This window comes from Alicyclobacillus acidiphilus NBRC 100859 (genome assembly GCF_001544355.1).
Taxonomy (GTDB): domain Bacteria; phylum Bacillota; class Bacilli; order Alicyclobacillales; family Alicyclobacillaceae; genus Alicyclobacillus; species Alicyclobacillus acidiphilus.
Map to the genome: position 1 here is coordinate 112,058 of NZ_BCQI01000001.1, position 26,598 is coordinate 138,655.

Sequence of the window (26,598 nt, forward strand, 5' to 3'; positions counted from 1 at the left end):
TGTGCCTCCTTACGCCGATCCGTGCTTGACCGCACAACAATCGCAATAGACCCACTATATCAAAAGGTGGGGACCGGACTCAAGACAGTTGGTGGATGGAAAGCGGGCCGCTCAGCGACGACGTCCTCCACGGTCTTCGTGTGAAAACCGGAAGCGGCAATCAGCTTCAGAATCTGCGGCAACGCCTGCACCGTCGGAGCCGTTGGATGCATCAGCACCAATGCACCTGGCGTGAGGCCGTGTTTGACCCTGTCCACGATCACGTCGGCAGGCGGCCGCCGCCAGTCGACGGTGTCGGTGGTCCAGAGGATCGTATACATCCCGCGCTCGTGCGCCATGTTCACGAGTCGATTGTCGTACGAGCCGCCAGGCGGCGCGATCAGTTGCGGGGCCTTGCCCGTCGCTTGGCGAATCGTCTCATTGGTTTCGTCGAGTTGCCGGGCCAACGCGCCCGCGGACAGTTGTCGGAAATCCGGGTGACCGGTTCCGTGTGAACCAATGGCGTGGCCGTCGGCGGTGATCGCCTTGACCAACTGCGGGTGGGCCTTCACCCATTTGCCGTCGAGAAAAAAGGTCGCCTTCACGTTGGCGTCGCGAAGCGCCTTCAACATGGCAGGCACATATTCCTCGCCCCACGAGACGTTGACCATCAAAGCCACCGACTTTTCGACGTTGGGTCCGCGGTAGATGGGATCCGCAGGCAGCATCGAGAGCCGAACCCGCGGCGGAACCATGTTCCAGACAAGGTGCGTCCGGCCGTCGGTGCTCGCTTTGGTGGCCCGCTCGCTTGCAGGCACGTCCAACCGCCAGCCGGCAAGCCCGGGAATCGCGTGCCACACGCGGTGGGTTCGGGCGTCGACGGGTTCTGTGCCCATATCGTGATCGTACGCTTGGAGTTGTTCGGCAAACGTCTTGACAGGCGCCACACTGTGCGGGTGGCCTGGAGCACCTGCGGCGGCGTGATGCATCGCGTGGACGACGCTACCGCCTCCGGTGAGGAGAGAGGCTCCGACCGTCATCCATAGTAGCCAACGTTTCATCGTCATTCCCCCAAATTGATCCTGTGGATAGAATGCCCGACAAACCTGGTTTGACGCATCGACAACGCAAACAAGGCTATCCATCCCTCTTGTGTGCAGGACAGATAGCCAATTCGGCCAGTCACGACGGCCTATGAAACTAGAATTCGCGGCTTATTCCCGCGTCGACGGATGTGCGCCAGGCGATTCGGTTTCTTGCGCTTTCAAAGCTTCTTTGCGGGAGAGATTGATCCGCCCCTGATTGTCGATCTCGGTGACTTTGACCGTGATGGGATCCCCCACGTTGCAGACATCTTCAACCTTGGCGACCCGCCCGACATCGAGCTGCGAAATATGGACGAGACCTTCCTTGCCAGGCAGAATCTCGACGAACGCCCCATACTTTTCGACGCGCGTGACTTTGCCCACGTACGTTGCGCCAACTTCCACCTCGCGAACGATGTTTTGAATCATCTCTTTCGCCTTGTCCGCCTGCTCCACGCTCGACGAGTGGATAAACACACGGCCGTCCTGTTCGATGTCGATTTTGACGCCTGTCTCTTCGATGATCTTGTTGATGACACGTCCGCCCGGTCCAATCACGTCGCGGATCTTGTCTGGATTGATGCGGATCGTGATGACGCGCGGCGCATGTCTCGACAAATCCGTCCGCGGCGCGGAGATGGCCTCCATCATCTTGCTGAGAATAAACATCCGTCCATCGTGCGCTTGCTTCAATGCCCGTTCGAGAATCTCGCGATCGATCCCGTTGATCTTGATATCCATCTGGAGCGCGGTGACGCCCTTTTCGGTGCCAGCCACCTTGAAGTCCATGTCTCCCAAGTGGTCTTCCATCCCTTGAATGTCACTCAGGATGGCCACTTGGTCGTTCTCTTTCACCAGTCCCATGGCGATGCCGGCGACAGGCGCCTTGATGGGAACGCCCGCGTCCATGAGCGCCATCGTGCTTCCGCAAATGCTCGCCTGCGATGTCGAGCCGTTCGATTCGAGAATCTCCGACACCACGCGGATTGCGTAAGGAAACTCTTCCGGGGAAGGGATGACGGGATCGAGCGCGCGTTCGCCCAAAGCCCCGTGCCCGATGTCGCGGCGGCTGGGTGCCCGCAGCGGCCGGGCCTCACCGACGCTGAACGGAGGAAAATTGTAATGGTGCATGTAGCGGTTCGACTTTTCCACTTCGAGTCCATCGAGCATTTGCTCGTCGCCCATCGCGCCAAGCGTGCAAATGGACAAAGCCTGTGTCTGACCGCGCGTGAACAGCGCGGAGCCGTGAGTTCTTGGCAACAAACCGACTTCGCAAGAGATCGGGCGAATCTGATCCAAAGCGCGGCCGTCCGGACGGATGCCATCGTTGAGTATAGCCCTGCGGACTTCCTCCTTCAGGATGTCGTGCAAAATCTCCGCAATTTCCGCCTCCCGCTCCGGGAACGCCTCGGCGAAGTGCTCCTGGATTTCCGCGTTGACCTCGGACAGCGCGGCTTCGCGGGCAAGCTTGTCCGCGTTGCGAACGGCTACATTGATTCGATCCGTCGCATACTCGCGCACAGCGGCGTTGAGTTCGGGATCCACTTGATGAAGCACGACTTCGCGCTTGGTCACGCCGACCTTTTCCGCAAAGACTTGAATTTCATCGCAAATCTGGCCAATCACGCGATGGCCGAATAAAACCGCTTCCAAAACGGTTTCTTCGGGAACCTCGTTGGCGCCTGCCTCCACCATCACGATGGCGTCCTTCGTTCCCGCCAACACGAGATGGAGATCGCTCTTCTCCGCCTGCTCGACCGTTGGGTTGATGATAAATTCGCCGTCGATTAAACCGACGATAACGCCGCCGATTGGACCGTCAAACGGAATGTCCGAAATCGTCAACGACGCGGATGTGCCAATCATCGCCGCAATCTCCGGCGCACAATCTTGATCCACCGACATCACAATGTCGACCACTTGCACATCGTTGCGAAAGCCTTCTGGGAACAACGGACGGATAGGTCTGTCGATCAATCGCGACGCCAAGATGGCCTTCTCGCTCGGCCGCCCTTCTCGCTTGATGAAACCGCCCGGAATTTTACCGACTGCGTACAGTCGTTCTTCATAATTGACCGTCAGTGGAAAGAAGTCCAAATCCTTCGGTTCCTGCGACGCTGTAACCGTCGCCAGAACCACTGTCTCTCCGTACTGAACGTTGACAGCTGCCGTCGCTTGCTTGGCCAGCTTGCCCGTTTCCAGCACGAATGGACGTCCACCCACCTCGAATTCGTGGCGTACAACCATTTCTCTGATGCCCTCCTGACACGTATCTCAATTTACTGTTGCCATTCATTTGATCTCCATACTGAATTTCCTATGGGTTATGTAAAGGGACAAGCCCACGCGACGTACAATCTGCGAACCATGCAAAAGAAGCGGGCCGAAGCCCGCTTCCACCCTTACCTGCGAAGTCCCAAAGACTGAATCAGTTCGCGATACCGGTTGACGTCCTTTTTACGAAGGTAGTTCAACAGGTTTCTGCGACGTCCAATCATCTTATACAATCCGCGACGCGAATGGTGATCCTTCTTATGCGTACGGAAGTGCTCCGTCAAATAGTTGATTCGCTCAGTCAGAATGGCAATCTGAACTTCAGGAGACCCTGTATCCGTTCCGTGAACCTGATACTTTTCGACAATTTGTTTTTTTGCTTCTGCATCCAACATCATATTTCCTCCTACAATCTAGTCATCCCTGCTACGAAGAAGAGGTCGGGAGGTCACGCCAGCATCCTCGAGGCAGTTCATCGTGCATGACACACAAATCATAGCATACCACAGCAGCCATTTCCAAGCTAGACCTAATCTTTGCCGAACGAAGTGCGCACAAATGCCGAGCCTTGACGGATCAAGTCCCCGGTCAGCCTGACATCAGCCAGTCCGACCATGGCGCTCGTGGTGTCGCAATCTCTGGCCAGCTGCGCCTGCAGTTCTTCGGCAGAAGCGAACGCTTGTTCATCGCGGATGCGGCGCAGAAACGATACTCGACATTGTTTCCCGTATAAATCGCCGCTAAACCCTAGGAGATGAACGGCGAGCTGGAATCGATCGCCGCTGATCGTCGTCCGGCCGCCCGCAAGGAGCACCCCAAACCAAATCTCCTCGTGCGACACGATTTCACCCTTGTCGCGCTCGGAAACAGCCGCCGACACCGCGTAGACGCCTGACTTCGGCATGACGTACGCGTCGATCCCGCTCAAATTCGCGGTTGGAAAGCCGATGGCCCGACCGCAATCGCCTCCGTGTACCACCGTTCCCGTGATCGTATACGGCCGCCCCAACAGGGCTTCCGCAGCTTCCACCCGCCCGGCGGCGAGATGCGCGCGAATCTGTGAACTGCTGACTTTCGATCCGTTCTCGACGACGGGAGACACGACCGTGACCCCAATGCCGAGCCGCGACCCTACCGTCCGCAACAGCGCCGTGTCGCCGCTCCCGCCCCGGCCAAAGCGAAAATCTTCGCCGACCACGATCTGCCGCGCGCGCAACCGCGTGCCGAACTCGACGACGAACTGTTCCGGATCCATCGCCGCGAACGCCTTGTCGAAGCGGATCGAGTAATAGCTGCCAACGCCTAATTCGGCGAGAATTCTCAGCTTTTCAGTCGGGGGCGTCAACGTTCTGAGATACGCCTCGTCACCCGTCAACACGAATGTCGGGTGCGGATTAAAACTCATGACGGCCAGCCGCGTTCCCGGGGGTGCAACGTTTCGCGCCGTATCGAGAATCGCTTGATGTCCGATATGGACGCCGTCGAATTTGCCAATCACCAACACTTGATCGACGTCGCTCTGCGGTGGGATTCCATGCACTTCTTGAAACAACACGGTTATCCCCTCTTCCAGAAGACCTTCTTCGGTCTCATCACACGCGACGACCGCTCGTCCGCAACCTCGACGATGGCGGCGACGGCTTTGTCATACACGAGCATCGCCACGCCATCCTGGCCAATATCGGACGGGATTGTCTCCGGCGGCACTTCGACAGACTGGCCGTTCGCGATTCGTTCAACCATTTCAAGCGTCGCCTCGATTCTCGGAAAATCCTCAAAAAATCGAAGTGGTTCACGAATGTAGGCGTGCGGTTGATCTGAATGGACAAACGTCTCCAAATCAACAGCGTCACAGATGTTCACGCTGCCGATGGCGATCCGGCGCAATTCCTTCATATGGGCGGGCACGTCGACGGCCGCTCCCAGATCGCGGCAGAGTGCGCGAATATACGTACCCTTGGAACAGATCACGTCAAACGCCGCGATCCCGACATCGCCTTCGCGACGCAAGGCGCCCACGTCGAACCGCGAAATCTGAATCTGGCGCTGCGGCATGTCCACCGCCTTGCCGGCCCGGGCCAATTCATAGGCGCGCTGACCGTCGATATGTACAGCTGAATATTCGGGAACCGTCTGAGCGGTCGTTCCGACAAACTGACGAACCGCATCCTGGACCAGCTCGTCTGTCAGGTGCGAAACGTCGGCGGTGACCGTCACGCGTCCGGCTGCGTCATGCGTATCCGTGCCGATTCCAAAGGCGATTGTGCCGACATACCGCTTGTCCTTCGCTGTCAGGTACTCGAGCAAACGGGTCGCTTCGCCGACGCACAGGATCAGGAGGCCGCTCGCATCCGGATCGAGCGTGCCTGCGTGCCCCACTTTCCGAGTTCCCAATTTTCTGCGAACGCTTGCCACCACGTCGTGAGACGTAGGTCCTTCTGGTTTGTCGATCAGCAAAATTCCGCTCGCAGCAGATGACATCAAACGTCCGTTCCCTCCAATGCTTCCAACACCGCGCGCTCGATGGCGGCGCGAGCCTGGGCCATAGGCCCGGCCACAACACACGCCGCAGCGCGCGCGTGCCCGCCTCCGCCAAACCGTTGCGCTATTTTCGCTACATCAATTCGACGTTTTGATCGGAGACTCGCCTTAATCGAGCCGTCCGGCCGCTCTCTCAGCAACACACCGACCTCGACCGTATCGATGGAACGCGCGAAGGCAACCAGCCCCACCGCGTCATCTTCGGTCGCGTCGAGCGTCGACAGCATCTCTTGGGTCACGGAAATAAACGCGTACCTGCCGTCGTCAGAAATGAACATGTCGCGGATGGCCGCCTGCAACAGCTTCATCTGTTCGCGCGTTCGGGCCTCGAGCGCAGGCTCCGCCACGTCGTACGGCTGAACGCCGCTGGCAAGCAGCTCGGCTGCAATTTGATGAACTTCGCGGGTCGTGTTCGGGTAGCTGAAACCGCCCGTATCGGTGAGGATACCTGTATAGAGACATGTCGCAAGGTCCTTCTCCAGCGGCACATCAAGCGCGCAAGCGACGTGAAAAATCAGTTCCGCCGTGGCGGCGGCGCGATCGTCCACGTACGCCACAGTACCGAAATGCGGATTGGTCTGATGATGATCGATGTTCAGGATTTTCGCATCCGCCGCAATGGCGGACGACACCCCGGCAAAGCGGGATTCGTCCGCACAATCCACGGCAATCACGTGATCAAAAACACGGCCAGGGAGGTCGGCCAGTTGGGAAATTTGCCCGTACTTCGGCAAGAAACTGAATCGTTCGGGAATCATCTCGGCCACGACAAACGTCCATGTCTTTCCCAGCGCACTCAAAATATGTCCAACCGCCAATGCACTGCCCAGAGCGTCTCCATCCGGACGCTCGTGTGTCACGATGAGCCAATCCGGCGCTTCGCGCACTGCAACGGCGATGGCTTCCAGTGTGTCCGGCTGCCGCGGTACGGGCTGCCACCCTTCCATATTCGATCCTCCCTACCCGTGAAGGCATGCAAAATCAATCGTTTGGATGTGCTTGATCCGGCGATTCCGTCCGAATCGTCTTCAAGACTTGCTCAATCCGCTCACTGTATTCCCCGGAATCGTCCAGCCGGAACAACAATTCCGGCGCGACGCGCATGTGCAACCGGCGAGCGACCTCACCCCGGATAAATCCAGTCGCGTTCGTCAGCGCCGCCAGCGTGCCGTCTTTTTCATCCTGAGATCCGAACACGCTGACGTACACTTTGGCGTGTTGAAGGTCTCCCGACAATTCGACGCGCGTCACCGTCGCAAAACCGACGCGCGGATCCTTCACATTGTTTCGGATGATATCGGCCATTTCCTTCTTCATCTGCTCAGCCACTTTTTGTACTCGGATTCGCGACATCGACAACGCCTCCCTCAATGACAGTCAATCGGTCGACAGACATCGCGCAAAGCGCGTGAAGTGACGAATCACGCCCGCTGGACGGCTTCCATGGTGAACGCCTCGACGACGTCGCCAACCTTGATGTCGTTGTACTTTTCAAGCGTGATTCCACATTCAAATCCGGTCGCGACTTCGCGCGCATCGTCTTTGAAACGCTTCAACGAATCCAGTTTGCCCTCATACACCACGATACCATCGCGAATCAATCGAGCTTCCGCGTCGCGGGTCATCTTTCCATCCGTGACATAGCAGCCTGCCACCGTACCGATGCGTGAGATGTTGAACGTTTCGCGGACTTCGGCGTGGCCCAGGACAACTTCCTTGTACTCCGGCGCCAACATGCCCTTCATGGCCGACTCGAGTTCCGACATCACGTTGTAAATCACGCGGTACAGGCGGATATCGACTTTCTCCTGCTCTGCCATCCGCTTCGCGTTGACGTCGGGACGAACATGGAAACCAATGATAATCGCGTTGGAAGCCGAAGCGAGCGACACGTCCGACTCCGTGATCGCGCCGGCACCCTTGTGAATAACGCGCACGCGGACGCCTTCCACGTCGATTTTTTCAATTGACTGAACCAAAGCTTCCACGGATCCTTGAACGTCCGCTTTCACGATCACGTTGAGCTCAGCCACGTTGCCTTCCTGAATCTGACGGTACAAATCGTCAAGCGTCACGCGGGACGTCGTTTGCATCTGTTCCTGTTTTTCGCGACTCGACCGTTTCTCGACCAGGTTGCGCGCGCTCCGTTCATCGTCGTACACGACGAATTGGTCACCCGCAGACGGCACACCGCCCAAGCCCTGAATCTCGACCGGTGTCGACGGACCGGCCGCCTTGAGCCGTTTGCCCGTATCGTTGAGCATCGCTCGAACGCGGCCGTAAGTCGTTCCCGCGACGACAATGTCACCCACTTTGAGCGTGCCGTTTTGCACCAGCACGGTCGCAACCGGACCGCGTCCTTTGTCCAACTTGGCCTCAATGACGGTACCGCGCGGGCGCCCTTGAGGATTCGCCTTCAACTCCTGCACATCAGCGACCAGCAGAACCATCTCGAGCAGTTCTTCCAGACCGATCCGCTTCAATGCGGAGATGTGCACGAAGATAGTGTCCCCGCCCCAGTCTTCCGGAACCAACTCGTACTGCGCCAACTCTTGCTTCACTCGATCCGGGTTCGCATCCGGCTTGTCGATCTTGTTGACCGCGACGATGATCGGCACCTTCGCAGCCTTCGCGTGGTTGATGGCCTCCACCGTCTGCGGCATGACGCCGTCATCCGCGGCAACCACCAGAATCGTGATGTCCGTCACTTGCGCACCGCGTGCGCGCATGGTCGTAAACGCCTCGTGACCAGGTGTATCGAGGAACGTGATCTCCCGATCGTTCACTTCAACCTGATAAGCGCCGATATGCTGCGTGATGCCGCCAGACTCCGACGCGGTCACACGGCTTTCGCGAATCGCGTCGAGCAACGTGGTCTTACCGTGATCGACGTGCCCCATGATGGTGACGACAGGCGGACGCGGTACCAGCGATTCCGGCGCGTCTTCTTCAACCAGCATGTCGAGCGCCTCTTCGTCGACCGGTTCCACAACGTGCACCGTTACACCGAATTCCGAACCGATCAATTCCATCGTATCGGTGTCGATTTCCTGGTTAATGGTCGCCATAATGCCGAGCAACAGCAATTTCTTGATCACTTCAGCCGCTTCGCGCTGCAAGAGTTTCGCGAAGTCGCCAACCGTCAATGGACCTTCGACCGTCACCTCGGTCGGCAACGGCTTCGCCTGACCGCGGCCGCCATTCCTCCGCTTTGCTCTCTGCAGCTTCGTCTCGTTGAACTCCTCGTGACGCGCAAAGCCCTGCCGGTCCTTTTTCTCCTTGTCCTTCCGCAAACTGCCGGGGGCCGTAGGTTTCGCTGCCGCTGCGGCGATCCCGGATGCGGGACGGCTGCCGCCGCCAGCTGGACGTCCACCGGACTGGCCGCCGCGATTCGCGAAACCGCCGCCTTGGCCACCCTGACCTCCGCGATTGCCGTAACCACCGCCTTGACCACTGCGGTTGCCATAGCCGCCGCCCTGGCCGCCTTGACCGCCGCGATTGTTGTACCCGCCACCGTCGCGATTACCCTGATAACCGCCGCTTTGACCACCGCGGTTGCCGTAACCTGACTGGCCTGTACGTTGACCGCCGTCGCGACTGCCTTGATAGCCGCCGCCTTGACCGCTGCGATTGCCATAGCCGCCGCTCTGGCCGCCTTGACCGCCGCGATTGTTGTACCCGCCGCCGTCGCGATTGCCCTGATAGCCGCCGCTGGATCGAGCGTCCCGATTGCCTGGTCCGCCAGTTTGGCCTTGACGCGGCGCGCCCGACGCAGTGCGCGGACGTCCGTCGTTCGCCCGTGCGCCGTCTCCATTCACTGGTCGTGCGCTCGACGGACGATGTTCGTCCGACCGGCGCGCGTCTCCTTGGTAGCTGCGAATGGGTGCACTTGCTGCGCGAGTTTGATCCCCGCTTCGAACACCATCGTCGCGCCGCGGCGCCTGGGTCCGATCCTCTTCACGTGCAGAAGGTTCTCTTGCTGCGGATCGGTTCGCCGATGCCTGTGGTTCCGCGCTCACGCGCTCGACATTCTGTTCCCGATCTCCGTGACTTTGCGCCGGTGTGCTCGTTGCCGTCGTATTCTTATTCGTATCTTGACGCTCCTCTTGTCTTCGCAGCTGACGTTCGCGCATCTCTTTCTCCACCTCTTGCGCATGCCGCTCAGCCGCGCGTTTCTTAATATCTGTAAAGAAATTCTCCACCTTGCTCACCATTTCTTCGTCCATGACGCTCATATGGTTCGCGACGGGCACATCCAAGCGCCCGAGAATCGTGAGAATTTCTTTGCTGGACATATTTAGTTTCTTGGCGTACTCATAGACTCGAATCTTCGTCAAACGCTCCACCTCCGCGGGTTTCCCCAATTCGTGACTGTAACTTTGTCGCAAACCCTTCCTCAAGAACCGCAACCGCCGCCGCTTCTCGTCGGCCGATAGAGTTTCCCAAGGCCAGCTTTGTCCCAAAGTTGACAACGGGAACCCCATAAAACGACGACTTGTCGAACAATTTCTTGCGACCGTTCGCTCCGGCATCCGTCGTGACGATCACGAGCTTGGCATCTCCTCGTGTGATGGCGGAGATGATTCTGTCCTGTCCGTCGACCACCTGCCTGGCCCGCCTCGCCAGACCTATCAATTGATATATCTCAACGACGTTATCCGTCGTGTTCAATGATTCATCGCCCCTTGAAGCTGCACCGTCAGCGTTTCGTACACAGAGGAGGGGATAGACATCTTCAAAGCGCGCTCCAAAGACTTCTTCTTTTGCGCCGTTTGCAGACAAGTTTCGTCCGGGCACAGGTAAGCGCCCCGGCCGTTCTGTTTCCCCGTCGGATCGATGAGCACGTCGCCGTCAGGTGTGTGCACGACGCGTATCAGTTCACGCTTCGGCTTCATCTCCTGACAGCCGACGCACTTGCGAAGCGGGATTTTCCGCACTTTATTCATCGTAAGCCCTCCCCTCTATGAACGCCGTTCGCTTTACGGCTCGGTCAACCAGTCGTCCGACAACGTCCCAAATCCGCCCTCGTCTTCCACGTCCGCCTCGTCGAGTTCCTGGAACAAATCGCCTTTCGAGACCTGCGACTCACTCTTGATATCGATCTTCCATCCGGTCAGTCGAGCCGCCAGACGCGCATTCTGCCCTTCCTTGCCGATGGCGAGCGAAAGCTGGTAATCCGGCACGATGGTCCTGGCCACCTTTTCCTCTTCGTCGATCTGCACTTCCACAACCTTGGCAGGCGACAAGGCGTTGGCGACGAATTCAGCGGGATCTTCACTCCACTCGACGATATCGACTTTCTCCCCGTTGAGTTCGTTCACCACAGCCTGCACGCGCGATCCCCGCGTGCCGACGCAAGCGCCAATCGGATCGACTTCCGGATTTCTCGAATGAACCGCGATCTTCGACCGAAAACCCGCTTCACGGGACACCGCCTTAATTTCCACAATTCCATCAAAAATCTCCGGAACCTCAAGTTCAAAAAGACGTTTTAGGAGTCCAGGATGGCTGCGTGATACGACGATTTGAGGCCCTTTCGTGGTCCGTTCGACGCGGGAGATGAACACCTTGATGCGATCCCCCATGCGGAGTTGATCAGTTGGCATCTGTTCAGACTGCGGCAGAATCGCCTCGGTATCCCCAACATCGATATACGCAACCCGAGATTCCACCCGGTTGACCAGCCCAGTGACGACTTCCTCTTCTCTGTCGACAAACTTGCCATAGATGACAGAACGCTCAGCTTCACGGATGCGCTGCGTCACCACTTGCTTCGCGGTTTGCGCCGCGATACGGCCAAAATCCCTCGGCGTCACTTCGATCTCGACGACATCTCCCACCTGATAGCTGGGATTGATGTCCCTCGCAGCATCGAGCGAGATCTCGAGTCGCGTGTCCTCCGGTTCTTCGACGACCGTTTTGCGCGCAAACACCCGAACTTCGCCGGTATCCCGGTGGATGTCAACACGAACATTGCCCGCCGAATGGAAATTGCGCTTGTATCCAGAAATCAATGCCGCTTCAATGGCTTCCAACAAGATCTCTTTATCGATACCCTTTTCGCGAGCAAGCTGCTCGAGTGCGTCAAGAAAATCAACGTTCATGGAAGGGAACCTCCCCCTTTTAAGTGGTGATCCGGCACCGCTTTCGACACGCACGGACGATAGGATTACAATTGTATGGCCAATCGTGCCAATGCCACTTTGTCGGTCGGAATCACGACCGACTTTGTCCTGGTCTTGACACGAACTTCCAATACCAGTTGTTCTTCGCTGTAACTGATGAGCGTTCCTTCGTACGCTTTCACACCATCGATTGGTTCGTAGAGTGAGACGTACACGTTTTCGCCCACGGCTTTTTCGAAGTCGCTTGGTTTTTTCAACGGGCGTTCGGCGCCTGGCGAGGACACTTCGAGAAAATACGCATCGGGTATTGGATCGACAATGTCCAGTTGGTCGGAGAGCTGCTCGCTGACACGACTGCAATCGTCGATATCCACGCCGCCTGGTTTGTCGATGAAGACACGGAGATACCAATTTGCGCCTTCCTTCTTAAATTCCACGTCGACGAGTTCCACGTGCTCCTTTTCTACAATAGGAGTTACCAATCGCTCTACGATGTCCGTCACACGTTCCTTTGCCAAATGCCATCCTCCCCAAAGTTGGGATTCATCCTGGTGCCACCGCTGTTCGCACGTCGAAAAGTGCCTAGCATAAATCAAAGAGTGGGTATGCCCCACTCTTGTCCGTACACGGTATACGAAGCCTAACATGGGTATTATACCACTGTCGACCATACCCTGCAAACCATTTACGTTGTAATTCCAAGCCCTTCGTGCTATCGTGTTTAGCGCAAAGACAGAGCTAGGAGGAATTTATGCATACCGATGTTACACGGATGCGGAACGTGGCGATCGTCGCACACGTCGACCACGGCAAGACGAGTTTGGTCGACCAGTTGCTGCGACAGTCCGGTCTTTTCCGCGACAATGAGCAAGTACACGAACGCGCGCTGGATTCGAACGACCTCGAGCGTGAACGGGGCATTACGATTCTTGCGAAAACCACATCCATTCCTTATAAAGAGTATCGCATCAATTTGGTCGACACACCGGGCCACGCCGATTTCAGCGGCGAAGTCGAGCGGATTGTCAAAATGGTCGATGGCGTCCTGCTCGTGGTCGACGCGTTTGAAGGCGTGATGCCTCAGACTCGGTTCGTCCTTGAGAAAGCGCTCGGCGCTGGTCTCGTGCCGGTCGTCGTCGTCAACAAGATGGATCGGCCCAACGCCAGACCGCAAGAGGTCGTCGACGAAGTGCTGGATCTGTTCATCGATCTCGGCGCAAACGAAGATCAACTGGATTTTCCAGTCGTCTACACGTCTGCGATTCAAGGCACCGCTACGGTCGATCTCGACGTGCCCGGAGAAACGATGGAACCATTGTTTGAATCGATCATCGATCACATTCCATCCCCGCCGGTCGATGTCGACGGACCGCTGCAGTGGCAGGTGACCATGCTCGACTACAACGAGTACTTGGGCCGGATCGGCATTGGCCGAATCGCGCGAGGCGTATTGCGCCAAGGCGAGACCGTCGCGCTGATCCAACGCGACGGCACTGTGCTGCAGAAGCGGATTCAAAAACTGTTCGCGCACCAGGGTCTCCGCCGCATTGAAGTCGAAGAGGCCGCGGCTGGCGATATCGTGGCGGTCGCAGGTATCCCTGAGATCATGGTCGGCGAAACGGTCGCCGATGTCGCGCATCCAGAAGCCTTGCCGCTGCTGAGGATCGACGAACCGACGCTGGAAATGACCTTCCGCGTCAACGACAGTCCATTCGCTGGACGCGAAGGCACGCACGTGACGTCGAGAAAACTGCGCGAGCGGCTGTTCCAGGAGCTCGAGTCGGATGTGTCGCTGCGCGTGGAGGAGACGGAAGACGCCGATGTCTTCCTCGTGGCGAGCCGCGGCGAACTGCATTTGTCCATCCTCATCGAAACGATGCGCCGCGAAGGATACGAACTCGCCGTCTCGAAACCTCACGTGATCGTCAAGGAAATCGACGGGCAGCGCATGGAGCCAATCGAGGAATTCGTCGCGGACGTTCCATCTGACGCGGTCGGATCCATCATCGAAGCGCTCGGCTATCGCAAAGGTGAGATGGTGAGTCTGCAGCCCGCCGACACTGGCGACATGACGCGTCTGGTCTTTCACGTTCCGACACGCGGCTTGATTGGCTTTCGGACCGAGTTCCTCACGATGACCAAAGGGTATGGGACGATGCACCACAGGTTCTACGAATACGGTCCATGGCGCGGCGCTGTCACGACGAGGCGGCAAGGCGTCCTGGTATCGATGGATACGGGTGACGCGACAGCCTATGCGCTCGGCAATCTCGAGGATCGAGGCGTGATGTTCGTCACGCCAGGCACCCCGGTCTACGAAGGCATGATCGTCGGCGAGCACACACGCGAAAACGACTTGACCGTCAACGTCACCCGCGCGAAACACCAATCGAACGTTCGCTCCGCGACCAAGGACGAAACCGTTCGCTTGAAGGCCGCGAGATCGATGTCGTTGGAAGAATCCATGACATACATCGAGGACGACGAACTGTGCGAAGTGACGCCGCAGGCAATCCGCCTTCGCAAGCGCATCCTCTCGAAGAACGAACGCGAGAAGGCCCAGAAGCGGACGCGTCAGGAAGTCTGACCTGAAGCCGCCAAGCCGCTTGGCACGGGTACTCGGGCCGGATCGTCAAGCTGGCGACAATTCGAAAACAGTTGGACACAGCCGAACATGAACGGTTCAATTCCCGTTCAACGCAAAGAATCGTGCCACGGCATTCGTGGCACGATTCTTTGTAGATACGATGCAATCTTCGCAGCGCACGGCTGCCTCGAAGCGGCGCACTCGAACAAAGCCGCGCTTTCGATTACTTCGCGGCTTGCAATCCCTTCGCCAACGCGTCCATCAGCGAATCGAACGACTTCGCGAAGCTCTCCAGTCCTTCGGACAGCAGCTGTGCTGCGACATCCTCAAGCAGGATTCCCTTCGCTTCAATCGCGTTGATCTGCGCGACAGCCTCGTCGACATTCACATCGACTGTGCGTTCGTAGTCCTCTTTCGCCAAAATGTGCTCAAGCGTCACAGGCGGAACCGTGTTGACCGTGTCCGGCCCAACCAGTGTGTCCACGTAGAGCAGATTCGGGTAACTCGGATTCTTCGTGCTCGTCGACGCCCACAGCGGACGTTGCACGTGCGCGCCAGCAGCGGCGAGCTTCTTCCAGCGATCAGACTGGGTCACTTCGACGAAATGGCTGTATGCCAGTTTCGCGTTGGCCACAGCCGCTTTGCCCTGCAGCGCTTCTCCACCGCTGACATTCGCCAGCTTTTTGTCGACCAAACCGTCGACGCGGCTGACAAAGAAACTCGCGACAGAATGCACATTCAACGGCAAGCCCTGTGCCAGGCGGTCTTCCAGACCGGACAAGTAGGCATCCAACACGGAAGCGTATTGCTTTTGACCGAAAATCAACGTGACGTTGACGTTGACACCCTTCGCGATCAACTGGCGGATCGCTTGAATACCCGCTTCAGTCGCAGGAACTTTCACCATCAGGTTGTCCCTTTGCAAAGCCTCCTTCAGACGAAGCCCCTCGCGAACCGTGCCCTCCGCGTCGTCCGACAGTTTCGGCGACACTTCGAGGCTTACATAGCCGTCGACGCCCTTCGACGAATCGTAAACAGGTTTCAACAAGTCCGCGACAGCCTGAATGTCGTGGAACACAAGATAATCATAAAGCGCGTCCACATCTTTTCCTTGGCTGGCCGCCTCGCGAATTGCGGCATCATAGTTGTTGCTTCCAACGATTGCCTTTTCGAAGATCGTCGGGTTCGACGTAACGCCGCGAACACCGTTGTCGATCAGCTTTTTCATTTCACCAGATTCGATGAGTCCACGCTCTACGTTGTCATACCAAATACTTTGCCCGAGTGAATGCAGTTTCTCTAATGGTTTCAACTCCGACCACTCCTTTTCGATCTATAACACCTACAGGCAGGAACGAACGCCTTCCAACATGATATTATACACCTTGCTCACGTCTTTTGGGGTAGTTTGTCCGTCAAACCGATTTTCTACATAACGCAAGTTCCATATGGCCAGATGATTGGACCGTGCCACGCGGCTGGGTGGGTGCTGGGTGGGTGCTGGGTGGGTGCTGGGTGGGCGCTGGGCGAATAAGCGGCCCACAGCCGCTTATTCGTCGGAAATCCGCCCATGCCTGCCATTTTAGCGGCCCTCGACCGCTTATTTGCCAGATCGGAGCCGGATCGGCGGGACTTGAGGCACTTAAGCGGCCCCCGGCAGCTTATTCGTCGCGATCGCGCCGATTCGACAAACTTAAGCGGTCCTCGGCAGCTTATTCGCCTCGAGCCGCCGGAGTCACCGCAGCAACCGCCCCCAGGCCGGCCGGGTACCGCAGTGGGGAGTCAGTTCGCCGTGATCGTCCAGGTCGTTCCGTTCCAAATCGGCAGATAGGCGGTCGATTAGCCCGTTGTGGGATCGATTGCCTGGCGGCTGTGGACACGCCTCACGACTTTGCCGTTGACGACGATCTCGGCCTTGCCAGATCCACTTTCCACCTTACAGCAAATCGCTCATGTACTTGGCGGGATTGTTGGCGAGATCGAGCAGCGTTGCGGAAACAGGCGTCGGCGGCGCGGTCCTCATCCAGATCGCGTTCTTCTCAGCCTGTTTGAACGAAGCCTCCATCGATGAAGCAAAGTACGGGTGTCCCAAACGGCGCCGACTTCGCGATTGTCGTCAAGCGAGTTGGCCGTGGCGGCAGCGATGAGTGCATTGAGAACGTCCGTATCAGTCAGGAGATACATTTCGACGTCGATGGATTTCGTTGCGCTGTCAATGGTGTCAAGATAAGGCTGTTTCCCGTCGTCAGGCTCCGACATCAAGGTGTCCGTGGATGGGTCCGCAGTGAGCAAGGGCAGAGAAGTTGAGGTGCTGCTCGTCGTGCTGTCCGACGCACCGCTGGTCGTCTGATCGGCCAGGCGGTCATCGGCGCAATGGCCAACAAACCCGCGAGCGTGAGGGGGGCAAGTGAACGTATCCGCTTATCCATCTGGCGTCCTCCAAAATATTCGACGTTTTGAAGTCGACACCAAATTATCATTCAATTCCAAATAAACGGATACGTTTCCGTAAAGAGGGCAAAAGAAATCGCGAAGAATGCCCGAAGGTCACTCGGCTCGATAGACCGGATAGGTACCCAATCGAGTCGTTCGCGTGCCGTGATCGGCCAATTGACCGATCACGGCTTCGAGTTCAGCCTCTCCGCTGTGTGGGAGACCCGCGATCGACACATCGACGTAGTACACGTAGTTCCCGATTTGGTCGCCGACGGGCCGCGACTCGAGCCTCGTCAGATTCAGCCTCGCGTCCGCGAACGTCTGCAAGGCGGTGACCAGGCCGCCTGGTCGATGCGGTACGCCGCGCAGGCACAGCGATGCGGTCTCATCGGTTTTGGCCAAGTTGACAGGTTGCGCCAACGGGAAGGACGCTTTGCCAATCAACGCGAATCTCGTGACGTTGCCAGGATGGTCCTCAATCGGATCGCGGTAGTAATCGAGTCCATACTGTTCGGCGGCGCGCCGGCTCCCGATGCCGACGACCCCTTCCAAACGCCTTTCCGCCACTTGACGTATCGCGTCGGCCGTGCTGCTCACGGCAACAGGTACCGCGTTGGGGAACAGTTTCTTCACGGATCGATCACACTGGGCCAAGGCCTGCGGATGCGACAAAACCTCACGAACCGCCCCGAATTCCGTGTTCGGCGGATACACGGCGTACTGGTGAATGGGCACGTTGATGGCGGCAAGCATCTGGCAGGCGGACGCACGCTCTTCGGAAGAAACGGCTTCTGCATATCGCGTCAGGCCGTCCCACACCTGCCACACGGAACCTTGGATACTGTTCTCAATCGGAACACACGCGAACGCGTCATCGATCGCATCTGCGAAACACGCCTCCAACACCGCGGGGAACGTGGGACGCGCGACGACCGACGCCTCCCCCCCCAGAAAATGCGCGTTCACAGCCGCCGCCGCCTCGTGGCTGTGCGTTCCTTCGGGACCCAGATAATAGATGTTCATCAGGTACCCTCCTTCACCAGATTCCGCTCGACAAATCAGCCCATCTCGGCTAGAACAGGGACAATTGGTTGGTTTCCGGCAATCCGTCCACGCAACCGAGATCGACCAGAATATCGACGATCGTTTTCGAAGCGCGGCCGCGTTCCTGCAAATCCTCCAAGGACAGAAACTCTCCTTGCTGAGCGGCCTCGTACAGATTTTTCGCGGCCGTTTCACCGACGCCGGAGATGGCGACAAACGGCGGGATCAAAGCTTGCTGTTCTTCGTCCAACAGGAATTTGGTCGCGTGTGAACGATAGAGATCGACCGGTAAAAACTTGAATCCGCGCGATACCATCTCGAGCGCGACTTCCAGCACGGTGACGAAGCTCTTTTCCTTGGGCAGCGCGGCGTTGCCTTTCGCTTCGATCTCGTCGATCTTCGCGAGAATCGCGTCACGGCCCTTGGTCATCACGGCGACGTCGAAATCGTCCGCGCGGACCGTGAAGTACGTCGCGTAAAACGCGAGCGGATGGTACACCTTGAACCACGCGATACGGACCGCCATCAAGACGTAAGCGGCGGCGTGCGCCTTCGGAAACATGTATTTGATCTTTTTGCCCGACTCGATATACCAGTCCGGGACATTGTGCTCCTTCATGTAGGCTTCGTCTTCTTCCTTGACGCCTTTGCCCTTACGGATACCCTCCATAATCTTGAAGGCGCGCGCAGGATCGAGCCCCTTCTGAATCAGGTAGATCATAATATCGTCGCGGGCGCAGATGACTTCGGACAGCGTGGCGATACCTTCCCGAATGATCGATTGCGCGTTGTTCAACCAGACGTCGGTGCCGTGCGACAGACCGGAAATGCGAACCAGTTCCGAGAACGTCGTCGGCCGCGTGTCTTCGAGCATCTGACGAACAAATCGCGTGCCGAATTCGGGGATCGCATACGTGCCCGTGACGGATCGGATATCCTCCGGCGACACACCGAGCGGCTCCGTCCCGCGAAACAGAGCGAGCACTTGCGGATCGTCGAGCGGAATGGACTTCGGGTCGACGCCAGTCAAGTCCTGCAGCATCCGGATCACGGTGGGATCGTCGTGGCCGAGGATATCGAGCTTCAGCAAACAGTTCTCGAGACCAGAGTGGTAGTCGAAGTGCGTCGTGAACGTCTCCGAATCCTTGTCGTCAGCCGGGAACTGAATCGGTGTGAAATCGTAAATCGACACGTTGTTCGGCACGACGACCTGTCCGCCCGGGTGCTGTCCCGTCGTCCGCTTGACGCCAGTGCATCCCTGGACCAATCGGTCGATCTCGGCGTTGCGCAGAATCAACCCCTTTTCCTCCGCGTACTTGCGCACGTAGCCATAGGCGGTCTTCTCCGCGACCACCGAAATGGTCCCTGCTCGGAACACGTAATCTTTGCCGAACAATTCTTCCGTATAGCGGTGAGCCCGCGGCTGGTACTCGCCAGAGAAGTTTAGGTCGATATCCGGCACCTTGTCGCCGTCGAAGCCGAGGAACGTCTCAAAGGGAATGTCTTGGCCGTCTTTATGCATACGCTCGCCGCAGCTCGGACAATTCTTCTCAGGCAAATCGAAGCCCGAACCATATTCGCCATTCAGGAAAAACTCGCTGTGTTTACAGCTCGGGCAGACGTAGTGCGGCGGCAGCGGGTTCACCTCGGTGATGTCCGTCATGGTCGCCACGAGCGACGAACCGACCGAACCACGGCTGCCTACCAAATAGCCGTCGGACAGCGACTTCGTCACAAGCTTGTGCGCAATCAGATAGATCACAGAGAATCCGTTCGAAATGATGGAGTTCAGTTCCTTCTCCAACCGCTTCTCGACGATGTCCGGCAAGGGCGTGCCATAAATCGCCGTCGCCTTCGCGTACGACATGGATCGAATCTCTTCCTCCGCGCCTTCGATGACGGGCGTGTGCAGTTCGTCCGGGATCGGCTTGACGTCTTCGCAGAGTTCCGCGACCGCCCTCGGATTGTCGATCACGATGGCCTTCGCGTCCTCCTCTCCGAGGAACGCGAACTCCTGCAGCATCTCCGCCGTCGTCCGCAGGTGCATCGGCGGCTGATGCGTGTCGAGCTTTTGCGACTGCAGGAAGATCTCACGATAAATCTTGTCGTTCTCGTCCAAGTAGTGGACGTCTCCTGTCGCCACGACCGGCTTGTTCAAGCGCTTGCCGAGATCCACAATTTGCCGCTGCAAATGGCGCACATGCTCCAAGGACGGCATGATCTCGTCCCGAATCAAGGGCTCGTAGTGGCTCGGCGGCTGCAGTTCGAGATAGTCGTAAAACTCGCACAGCGCCTCGATCTCATCTTCCGACTTGCCGCGGATGAACGACTCGAACAATTCGCCCTGGCGGCACGCGGTGCCGATGAGCAAACCTTCCCGATACTTGGCCAGCACACTCTTCGGCAGCCTCGGCACGCGGTGCAAATACTGCGTATTCGCGATGGAGACGAGCCTGTAGAGATTCCGCAGGCCGTCGCGATTGCGGACGAGAATGGTCGCGTGGAATGGACGCACGCGGCCGATATCCACTTGTCCAATCAGTTGGTTGAGCGAACCGAGATCTGTCAGCCCGCGTTCTTCGCAGGTTTCGAGCATCTTCAAAAAGACTTTGGCCGTGGCCTCCGAGTCCGCGAGCGCGCGGTGGTGGTTGACCAATTCCACACCAAACTTTTGTGTCAATGTTTTAAGTCGGTAATTTTTCTCGCCCGGATAGAGCGCCCGCGCCAGTGCGAGCGTGTCGATCACCGGCTCCGTCCACGGGTCCATGCCTAAGCGCACCGCGCATTGATTGAGGAAACCAACGTCGAATTCGGCGTTGTGAGCGACGAGAATGGTTCCCTCGACGAACTTGCGGAACTCCGGCAACACCGCATCGAGCGTCGGCTGCCCTGCCACCATATCGTTGGTGATCCCGGTCAACTCCGATATCTTTTGTGACAACAGGCGTTCGGGATCGATCAACTTGGCGTACGTGTCGACGATTTCCCCGCCGCGAACCTTGACCGCGGCGATTTCAATCAAGGTGTCCTCACGAGCGTTGAGGCCCGTGGTCTCTGTGTCAAAGACGACGTAGGTCGCCTCGTTCGTCAACGGTTGCTGCCGCTCGCGGTAGACAATCAGGCCGCCGTCGTCGACGACGTAGGCCTCAAGGCCCAACAATAGGCGGATGCCCTGCTTCTTGGCGGTGGAATACGCTTCTGGAAACGACTGCACACCGCCGTGATCGGTAATGGCAATGGCAGGGTGCCCCCACTTCGCGGCACGCTTCACCAGATCCGACGCGCTGACGACGCCGTCCATCGCCGACATCACCGTATGCGCGTGCAATTCGATGCGCTTTTCCTCCGCCTCGTCCATCCGCGACGGGCCCGTTTCCGGCCGCATGCCCTGGACCATAAAGACAATTTCCTTGGCATACGTGTCGAACTGGACTTGTCCCTGGACGCGAACCCACACCCCGTCCTCCAAGGCTTCCAGCGAAGCCAATTCGTGATCGTGCTGGGCGAACAACTTCGCGGAGATGGAATCCGTGTCGTCCGTCAAATTGAACTGCACCAGCGTCCTGCCGCTCGGCAGCGTTCGCCGCTCATGCCGAAAGACGCGTCCAATCACGCAGGCGCGACGCATTTCGTCGACAATCTCCCGGATGGGGATGGGCGCAGGCTCCGGGTACATCGGCCCGAGCGTCAGCGGTTCGCCAGACTCTTTCTCGCGCGACCGCTCCCTGCCTTCCCGACCGCCCCAGCCACCCGGCTTGGGCTCCGGTGGAGCTTCCTTCGCCGCAGCCGCCCGCTTCTGCTCCTCTTCGAGAATCTGCTGCACATGCGCACCTTGCTCCGCCTCAAGCTGGGATCGCAAAGCTTCCATCTGCGATTCGCCGTCGCTCGACAGCTCCACGACGCACTGCATGGTCAATCCGAAGGCGGCAGCGGCTTCCTGAAGCCACGCGCAGACGCCTTTTTGTTTCAGCTTGTCCACAATGGCGGTAGACGGGCACTGAATTCGAACCTGCATGTCCTCGCCGCAAATCACGTTGGCCTGCCGCAGCAAGTTGCCTGCAATCGGTTCAATCTGCCCGTAGGCGTCGACGAGTCCCTGTACAACGGCCTCGCGCGCCGCCGCGGAAAGATGGGAAGGATGTACGGATGGAACTTCGATGGACCACGTGCCACAGGCGGAGAGACGGCTTTCGCACGCCTCCATCAACTGGCGGTAATCTTGATAGAACTCGGTGAATTGACGCGATCGGGAAACGACATCGCCCTCTCCCAATCTTTCGTCCATATCCATAAACGGGCTTTCCATACAGACAATCGCCCGACGTTTGCTCGCGTTGACGCGAACTTCTCGCACACGTGAAGCGAAGCTGTTGACTGCCTCTGCCTCGATCATCGCGGACATTCGCGCCCACCTCCTGCTGCCATGCATGTACCTGCGAAAATCCCAAACTCACCCAACGCTGTCTGAAGAAAACCGCGGCGGGTCAAAACAACTTCGTGACATCTCGATACGTGATCACGACAGCGAACAGCATCACAAGGGCGAAGCCGACAAAGTGAACGAGTGTCTCCTTCTCTGGATCGACCCGTCGCCCGCGAATCAGCTCAATGATCATAAACAGCAGACGCCCGCCGTCCAACGCCGGGATCGGGAGCAAATTGAAGAGACCCAAACCCAGGCTCAACGCGCCGGCCACCGCGACGACATTCCAAAACCCGAAGCGCACCTGCTGCGTGATCACATCCGCGATGCCCACCGGCCCAGACAGCGATTGGAACTGATGGTGAACGAACAAACTGACATATCCGTGCACGGTCAGCACGATGTCCTGTCCCAGCGCCGCAAATCCAGAAAACAGTGTGCGAACGGGGTTGTGCGAAATGGCGGTTTCAATGCCGATCACCGGCGTGCCCTTCACCAGTTCTGGCGTAATCACCAAGTCCTGCTGCGAACCATTGCGCTCGGTCACGATGTGAATCGGTTTCACCTGATGCTGCTGATAGCCGCTCGCCACGACCAACGACACCAGCTGATTCCAAGAATGAACAGGATGGTTGTCGACCTCGACGATCCGATCCCCGACTTGCAAGCCAACCCGGTACGCGGGTGTATTCGGCTCCACCTTGCCGATAGTTGTCGTCGGAACGCCGGTGTACGTATTCACGGCAGCGAACAGAAATCCTGCAAGCAGCAGGTTCATGACCGGACCTGCCAAAATAATCGCCGCGCGCTGCCACAGTGGTTTGCCCACCACTTGTTCGTGCTTCTCGACAATCGGCATGGACATCCGCGCGTTCAGCATGAGATTCGCGTGAGGGCGCACACGGAAGGTGCGAATCCCGTCAGAAGTCTGAATCGTCATTTCCAATTTTTCCGTCAGATCCGCGCGTCGAACCGTACCCACCAAAGCGCGGGGCAAATCCTTCGGATCGCCCAGTTTGACGATTTCCTCATCGTCGTTCAGTTCATACGCGATGGGCTGTCCGACAGGAAACCACGTCTCCTGCGGCGCTTCGCCAGCCATTTGCACGAACCCACCGATGGGCAGCAGTCGAAGCGAGTACTCGGTGCCGCCTCGTCGAAATTTGAACAACTTGGGGCCGAAACCGATGGCGAAAACCGGTACTGCGACACCACTCCGTTTTGCGACATAGAAGTGACCCAGCTCGTGGAGCGTGATGCACACGCCAAACACGAGAATGATCGCTATGGCAGCTTTTAAGTAAAATTCGAGGTGCAACAGGATCGGCAATCCGTCATCAGCCCTTTGTCAGTAAGAGTTCTGCCTCTGCTCGAGCACGCCTGTCCATGTCGAGGATGTCTTCAACCGACTTCGGTTCTCCACCAGCTAAATCCGAGATGACGCTCTCGACCAAAGCGGCGATCCGACGATACCCGATCTGCCCCCGGAGGAACGCTTCTACTGCCACCTCGTTCGCAGCGTTCAGGATACAAGGCGCATAGCCGCCGCTCTTGCCCGACTCGATTGCGACACGCAGGGCTGGGAACCTGTCGAGATCCGGTTCTTCAAACGTTAGCCTGCCAATTTCCGCGAGGTTTAGTCGCGGCCACGGGGCAGTCACTCGGTCTGGGAAGGTCAGGGCGTACTGGATCGGCAATTTCATATCGTGCGTCGCCAACTGGGCAAGCACTGATCCATCCACGTATTCCACCATGGAATGGACGATGCTTTCCGGATGTACAAGTACACTTATTTTATCATATGGCGCGTCGAACAAATGATGCGCCTCGATGACCTCAAGACCCTTGTTCATCAGCGTCGCGCTGTCGACCGTGATCTTTTTGCCCATGCTCCAGTTTGGATGCCGCAAGGCCTGTTCGACCGTGACCGCTTCCAGGTCGGCCTTCGAATACGTCCGAAACGGCCCTCCCGAAGCGGTGAGGATCCATTGATGCACCTCATCCCGAGACCCAGCCAACATGCACTGAAAGAGTGCGCAATGTTCGCTGTCTACCGGAATGATCTCGGCTTCCGCCAACGCTGCGGCATCTTTGATGAACTTCCCTGCTGCGACGAGGCACTCCTTATTGGCCAAGGCCAAACGAGCCCCCCGGCGAACTGCCGCCAGTGCGGGCAAGATACCTCTCGCGCCAACCACCGCGTTTACGACAATGTCGGACGGAAAAGCCGCGCACTCCACGAGGCCATCGTCGCCAACGACGATTTCCGGGCGTTCCTTGGCTTCCAGGCGATCCAGCAGCGACTTGCGCGTTTCCTCGTCGGCCACGCCGACCAACTTTGGACGGACCTTGCGAATTTGCTCAACCAGCAAATCGACATTCCGTCCAGCGACCATCGCCGCAACCTGGTACGAACCGCCCAACGCCTGGAGCACGTCGATCGTCCGCGTGCCGATGGCACCGGTACTGCCCAAGATACTTACCGTTGTCATGCGAAGCCCACCTTCTCAAAAAATGGTCCGACAAGGCGTCAACCAAACCAACCACGAATGCCGTGATCGATCAACCAAAACGCGATGGGCGCGGCAAAAATCAGCCCGTCGATCCGATCCAGAATGCCGCCGTGCCCCGGCAGCATGCGCCCTGAATCCTTCACGCCAGCCACCCGTTTGTACGCGCTCTCGACGAGATCGCCCAATTGCTCCGCTAACGAAATAATGGCACCGACTGCCGCGAACATCCATCCATTGTACACAGGGTGCGCGATCCATCCGAACACCACAGCCCCCACGGCGCCTCCCACGATCCCGCCCAGCATACCGCTCACCGTCTTGCCAGGACTAATCTCAGGAAGCAGCTTCGGCCCGCGCATGGCCTTGCCGACAAAGTACGCCGCTGTGTCAGACATCCACACCGCGATCAGAAACAGCCACATCCAGAACCAGCCGACGGGCAAGGCTCGCAGCGACGTCAGAGAAAGACCGCCGGCAGCGATGTACAGGGCCCCGAAGGCAAGCACCGACGTCGTACGAAGTCCGCCAGGATCGCGTGTGAGGACGGGAGAGACGAGGACAATCGCGACTACAAGGTACAGGTAAATTGGGTGGTTGAACGTGACGGGAAACCATTCGATCAACGTCACCACAAGCGCAGACAAGATGGTGGAAATGCTCAACCAACGGGCGCCAAACATCGTCGAAAATTCGGCGACGCCAGCTACTGTGCATAACCACACCAACCAGCGCCAGCCAATCTCCTCTCCAAACAAGAGAACAATTAATACGACGATCCCCGCCAAGACGGCCGTGATCACCCGTTGTTTCAGCATCTACACACCTACTCTACAGCCCCGAAACGACGCTTCCGCCTTCCGTAGTCAGAAATAGCTTGAAACAAATCATCTCTGGAGAAATCAGGCCAAAGAACATCTGTAAACCAGAGCTCCGCATATGCAGCCTGCCAAATGAGAAAATTGCTGAGGCGAATCTCGCCGCTCGTCCGAATGACCAAGTCGAGCGCGGGAAGGCCCGCCGTATCCAAATACCGATCAAAATCGGCCTCCGTCAGGTCCCCAACAGACGCCTTGCCATCGGCAATCTCCCTGGCGTACCGTTCGATGGCACACATTAATTCATTGCGTCCGCCATAATTCAACGCAAAGTTGACAGTCATGCCTGTATTGCCTTCCGTGCGCAGCAGAGAATTTCGCACGGTCTCCTGTGTATACGGAGGCAACTGTGAGGTGTCGCCGAGGAACCTTACCCTCACCCCGCGACTGACCAACTCTTCAATCTCATTGCGAAAGAACTGCTCAGGCAATCGCATCAAATACTCAACTTCCGAAATTGGCCTTTTCCAGTTTTCGGTAGAAAACGCATATAGGGTAACGCATTCGATCCCGAAGTCGTCACACGCCCGGATGGTCTCACGCATCGCTGTCATTCCTGCGTGATGTCCGGCAACTCGGGGCAATCCTCGCTTACGAGCCCAACGACCATTTCCATCCATTATGATGCCGATGTGTCGAGGTTTCACCTTGAGCGCTGGATGCTCGACTGTTGTCGCACTCACTCTCTGTCCACGCCCAAAACTCTTAAACAAGTC

General features: G+C 57.8%; 21 protein-coding genes. 1 reads left to right on the forward strand and 20 read right to left on the reverse strand.

What is annotated here, in order from left to right; genetic code table 11:
• Positions 1 to 59: 59 nt before the first annotated feature.
• The 12 genes from AAC01S_RS00515 to rimP all read right to left on the reverse strand — a co-directional run bounded on the left by AAC01S_RS00515 (position 60) and on the right by rimP (position 12,522).
• Positions 60 to 1,040, reverse strand: coding sequence for a polysaccharide deacetylase family protein (locus tag AAC01S_RS00515; RefSeq protein WP_245629985.1), 981 nt, complete (start codon positions 1,038 to 1,040; stop codon positions 60 to 62).
• A 153-nt stretch (positions 1,041 to 1,193) separates the two neighbouring features.
• Positions 1,194 to 3,311 (reverse strand): polyribonucleotide nucleotidyltransferase, encoded by a 2,118-nt coding sequence (locus tag AAC01S_RS00520; protein WP_067617085.1) that lies wholly within the window; start codon positions 3,309 to 3,311, stop codon positions 1,194 to 1,196.
• 155 nt (positions 3,312 to 3,466) lie between these two features.
• A complete protein-coding gene (rpsO, locus tag AAC01S_RS00525) occupies positions 3,467 to 3,736 on the reverse strand; it encodes a 30S ribosomal protein S15 (RefSeq protein ID WP_067617090.1) in 270 nt (89 codons plus the stop codon).
• 131 nt (positions 3,737 to 3,867) lie between these two features.
• Complete coding sequence (gene ribF, locus AAC01S_RS00530; protein ID WP_067617093.1) at positions 3,868 to 4,893, reverse strand: riboflavin biosynthesis protein RibF; 1,026 nt, start codon at positions 4,891 to 4,893, stop codon at positions 3,868 to 3,870.
• Positions 4,894 to 4,895: 2 nt separating this feature from the next.
• Positions 4,896 to 5,819 (reverse strand): tRNA pseudouridine(55) synthase TruB, encoded by a 924-nt coding sequence (gene truB, locus AAC01S_RS00535; protein ID WP_067617343.1) that lies wholly within the window; start codon positions 5,817 to 5,819, stop codon positions 4,896 to 4,898.
• A complete protein-coding gene (locus AAC01S_RS00540; protein ID WP_067617096.1) occupies positions 5,819 to 6,826 on the reverse strand; it encodes a DHH family phosphoesterase in 1,008 nt (335 codons plus the stop codon). Before AAC01S_RS00540 ends, truB begins: the two co-directional genes overlap by 1 nt.
• A 34-nt stretch (positions 6,827 to 6,860) precedes the next feature.
• Positions 6,861 to 7,232 carry a 30S ribosome-binding factor RbfA gene (rbfA, locus tag AAC01S_RS00545; RefSeq protein WP_067617099.1) on the reverse strand — a complete coding sequence of 124 codons (372 nt, stop codon included), beginning with the start codon at positions 7,230 to 7,232 and terminating at the stop codon, positions 6,861 to 6,863.
• 68 nt (positions 7,233 to 7,300) lie between these two features.
• A complete protein-coding gene (gene infB, locus AAC01S_RS00550; RefSeq protein WP_281178097.1) occupies positions 7,301 to 10,174 on the reverse strand; it encodes a translation initiation factor IF-2 in 2,874 nt (957 codons plus the stop codon).
• Positions 10,175 to 10,193: 19 nt separating this feature from the next.
• Positions 10,194 to 10,550 (reverse strand): L7Ae/L30e/S12e/Gadd45 family ribosomal protein, encoded by a 357-nt coding sequence (locus AAC01S_RS00555; protein WP_245629986.1) that lies wholly within the window; start codon positions 10,548 to 10,550, stop codon positions 10,194 to 10,196.
• The gene (rnpM, locus tag AAC01S_RS00560; RefSeq protein ID WP_067617105.1) at positions 10,547 to 10,825 is read right to left on the reverse strand and encodes an RNase P modulator RnpM; all 279 of its coding nucleotides are present in this window, start codon (positions 10,823 to 10,825) and stop codon (positions 10,547 to 10,549) included. The genes AAC01S_RS00555 and rnpM overlap by 4 nt, the downstream gene beginning before the upstream one ends.
• A 33-nt stretch (positions 10,826 to 10,858) precedes the next feature.
• On the reverse strand, positions 10,859 to 11,983 hold the full coding sequence (gene nusA, locus AAC01S_RS00565; protein WP_067617108.1) for a transcription termination factor NusA: 1,125 nt from the start codon (positions 11,981 to 11,983) through the stop codon (positions 10,859 to 10,861).
• A 65-nt stretch (positions 11,984 to 12,048) separates the two neighbouring features.
• Complete coding sequence (gene rimP / locus AAC01S_RS00570) at positions 12,049 to 12,522, reverse strand: ribosome maturation factor RimP (protein ID WP_067617111.1); 474 nt, start codon at positions 12,520 to 12,522, stop codon at positions 12,049 to 12,051.
• 233 nt (positions 12,523 to 12,755) lie between these two features.
• On the opposite strand from rimP, the gene typA reads away from it, so the two are divergent.
• A complete protein-coding gene (typA, locus tag AAC01S_RS00575; protein ID WP_067617115.1) occupies positions 12,756 to 14,591 on the forward strand; it encodes a translational GTPase TypA in 1,836 nt (611 codons plus the stop codon).
• A 223-nt stretch (positions 14,592 to 14,814) separates the two neighbouring features.
• On the opposite strand, the gene tal is transcribed toward typA, so the two are convergent.
• From tal to uppS, 8 genes are all read right to left on the reverse strand, one after another.
• Complete coding sequence (gene tal / locus AAC01S_RS00580; protein WP_067617118.1) at positions 14,815 to 15,903, reverse strand: transaldolase; 1,089 nt, start codon at positions 15,901 to 15,903, stop codon at positions 14,815 to 14,817.
• Between the two features lie 624 nt (positions 15,904 to 16,527).
• Positions 16,528 to 16,683: a hypothetical protein gene (locus tag AAC01S_RS19110; protein ID WP_157070984.1), complete on the reverse strand. Its 156-nt coding sequence runs from the start codon at positions 16,681 to 16,683 to the stop codon at positions 16,528 to 16,530.
• Positions 16,684 to 17,138: 455 nt separating this feature from the next.
• Positions 17,139 to 18,050 (reverse strand): prephenate dehydratase, encoded by a 912-nt coding sequence (locus AAC01S_RS00590; RefSeq protein WP_067617125.1) that lies wholly within the window; start codon positions 18,048 to 18,050, stop codon positions 17,139 to 17,141.
• 49 nt (positions 18,051 to 18,099) lie between these two features.
• Positions 18,100 to 22,473 carry a PolC-type DNA polymerase III gene (locus AAC01S_RS00595; protein WP_245629987.1) on the reverse strand — a complete coding sequence of 1,458 codons (4,374 nt, stop codon included), beginning with the start codon at positions 22,471 to 22,473 and terminating at the stop codon, positions 18,100 to 18,102.
• An 82-nt stretch (positions 22,474 to 22,555) separates the two neighbouring features.
• Positions 22,556 to 23,824 (reverse strand): M50 family metallopeptidase, encoded by a 1,269-nt coding sequence (locus tag AAC01S_RS00600; RefSeq protein ID WP_067617127.1) that lies wholly within the window; start codon positions 23,822 to 23,824, stop codon positions 22,556 to 22,558.
• Positions 23,825 to 23,831: 7 nt separating this feature from the next.
• Positions 23,832 to 24,986, reverse strand: a complete 1,155-nt coding sequence (locus AAC01S_RS00605) for a 1-deoxy-D-xylulose-5-phosphate reductoisomerase (RefSeq protein ID WP_067617129.1) — start codon at positions 24,984 to 24,986, stop codon at positions 23,832 to 23,834.
• 38 nt (positions 24,987 to 25,024) lie between these two features.
• The gene (locus tag AAC01S_RS00610; protein WP_067617132.1) at positions 25,025 to 25,822 is read right to left on the reverse strand and encodes a phosphatidate cytidylyltransferase; all 798 of its coding nucleotides are present in this window, start codon (positions 25,820 to 25,822) and stop codon (positions 25,025 to 25,027) included.
• An 8-nt stretch (positions 25,823 to 25,830) separates the two neighbouring features.
• Positions 25,831 to 26,595, reverse strand: coding sequence for an undecaprenyl pyrophosphate synthase (uppS, locus tag AAC01S_RS00615; protein WP_067617134.1), 765 nt, complete (start codon positions 26,593 to 26,595; stop codon positions 25,831 to 25,833).
• Positions 26,596 to 26,598 lie beyond the last annotated feature (3 nt).

Excerpts from the sequence above, each read along its gene's own strand:
- AAC01S_RS00515 (WP_245629985.1), bottom strand. The coding sequence starts at position 1,040 with ATGAAACGTTGGCTACTATGGATGACGGTCGGAGCCTCTCTCCTCACC.
- rbfA (WP_067617099.1), bottom strand. The coding sequence starts at position 7,232 with ATGTCGCGAATCCGAGTACAAAAAGTGGCTGAGCAGATGAAGAAGGAA.
- AAC01S_RS00520 (WP_067617085.1), bottom strand. The coding sequence starts at position 3,311 with ATGGTTGTACGCCACGAATTCGAGGTGGGTGGACGTCCATTCGTGCTG.
- rpsO (WP_067617090.1), bottom strand. The coding sequence starts at position 3,736 with ATGATGTTGGATGCAGAAGCAAAAAAACAAATTGTCGAAAAGTATCAG.
- infB (WP_281178097.1), bottom strand. The coding sequence starts at position 10,174 with ATGTCCAGCAAAGAAATTCTCACGATTCTCGGGCGCTTGGATGTGCCC.
- AAC01S_RS00605 (WP_067617129.1), bottom strand. The coding sequence starts at position 24,986 with ATGACAACGGTAAGTATCTTGGGCAGTACCGGTGCCATCGGCACGCGG.
- AAC01S_RS00540 (WP_067617096.1), bottom strand. The coding sequence starts at position 6,826 with ATGGAAGGGTGGCAGCCCGTACCGCGGCAGCCGGACACACTGGAAGCC.
- AAC01S_RS00595 (WP_245629987.1), bottom strand. The coding sequence starts at position 22,473 with ATGTCCGCGATGATCGAGGCAGAGGCAGTCAACAGCTTCGCTTCACGT.
- truB (WP_067617343.1), bottom strand. The coding sequence starts at position 5,819 with ATGTCATCTGCTGCGAGCGGAATTTTGCTGATCGACAAACCAGAAGGA.
- AAC01S_RS00610 (WP_067617132.1), bottom strand. The coding sequence starts at position 25,822 with ATGCTGAAACAACGGGTGATCACGGCCGTCTTGGCGGGGATCGTCGTA.
- typA (WP_067617115.1), top strand. The coding sequence starts at position 12,756 with ATGCATACCGATGTTACACGGATGCGGAACGTGGCGATCGTCGCACAC.
- nusA (WP_067617108.1), bottom strand. The coding sequence starts at position 11,983 with ATGAACGTTGATTTTCTTGACGCACTCGAGCAGCTTGCTCGCGAAAAG.
- rnpM (WP_067617105.1), bottom strand. The coding sequence starts at position 10,825 with ATGAATAAAGTGCGGAAAATCCCGCTTCGCAAGTGCGTCGGCTGTCAG.
- AAC01S_RS00590 (WP_067617125.1), bottom strand. The coding sequence starts at position 18,050 with ATGAACATCTATTATCTGGGTCCCGAAGGAACGCACAGCCACGAGGCG.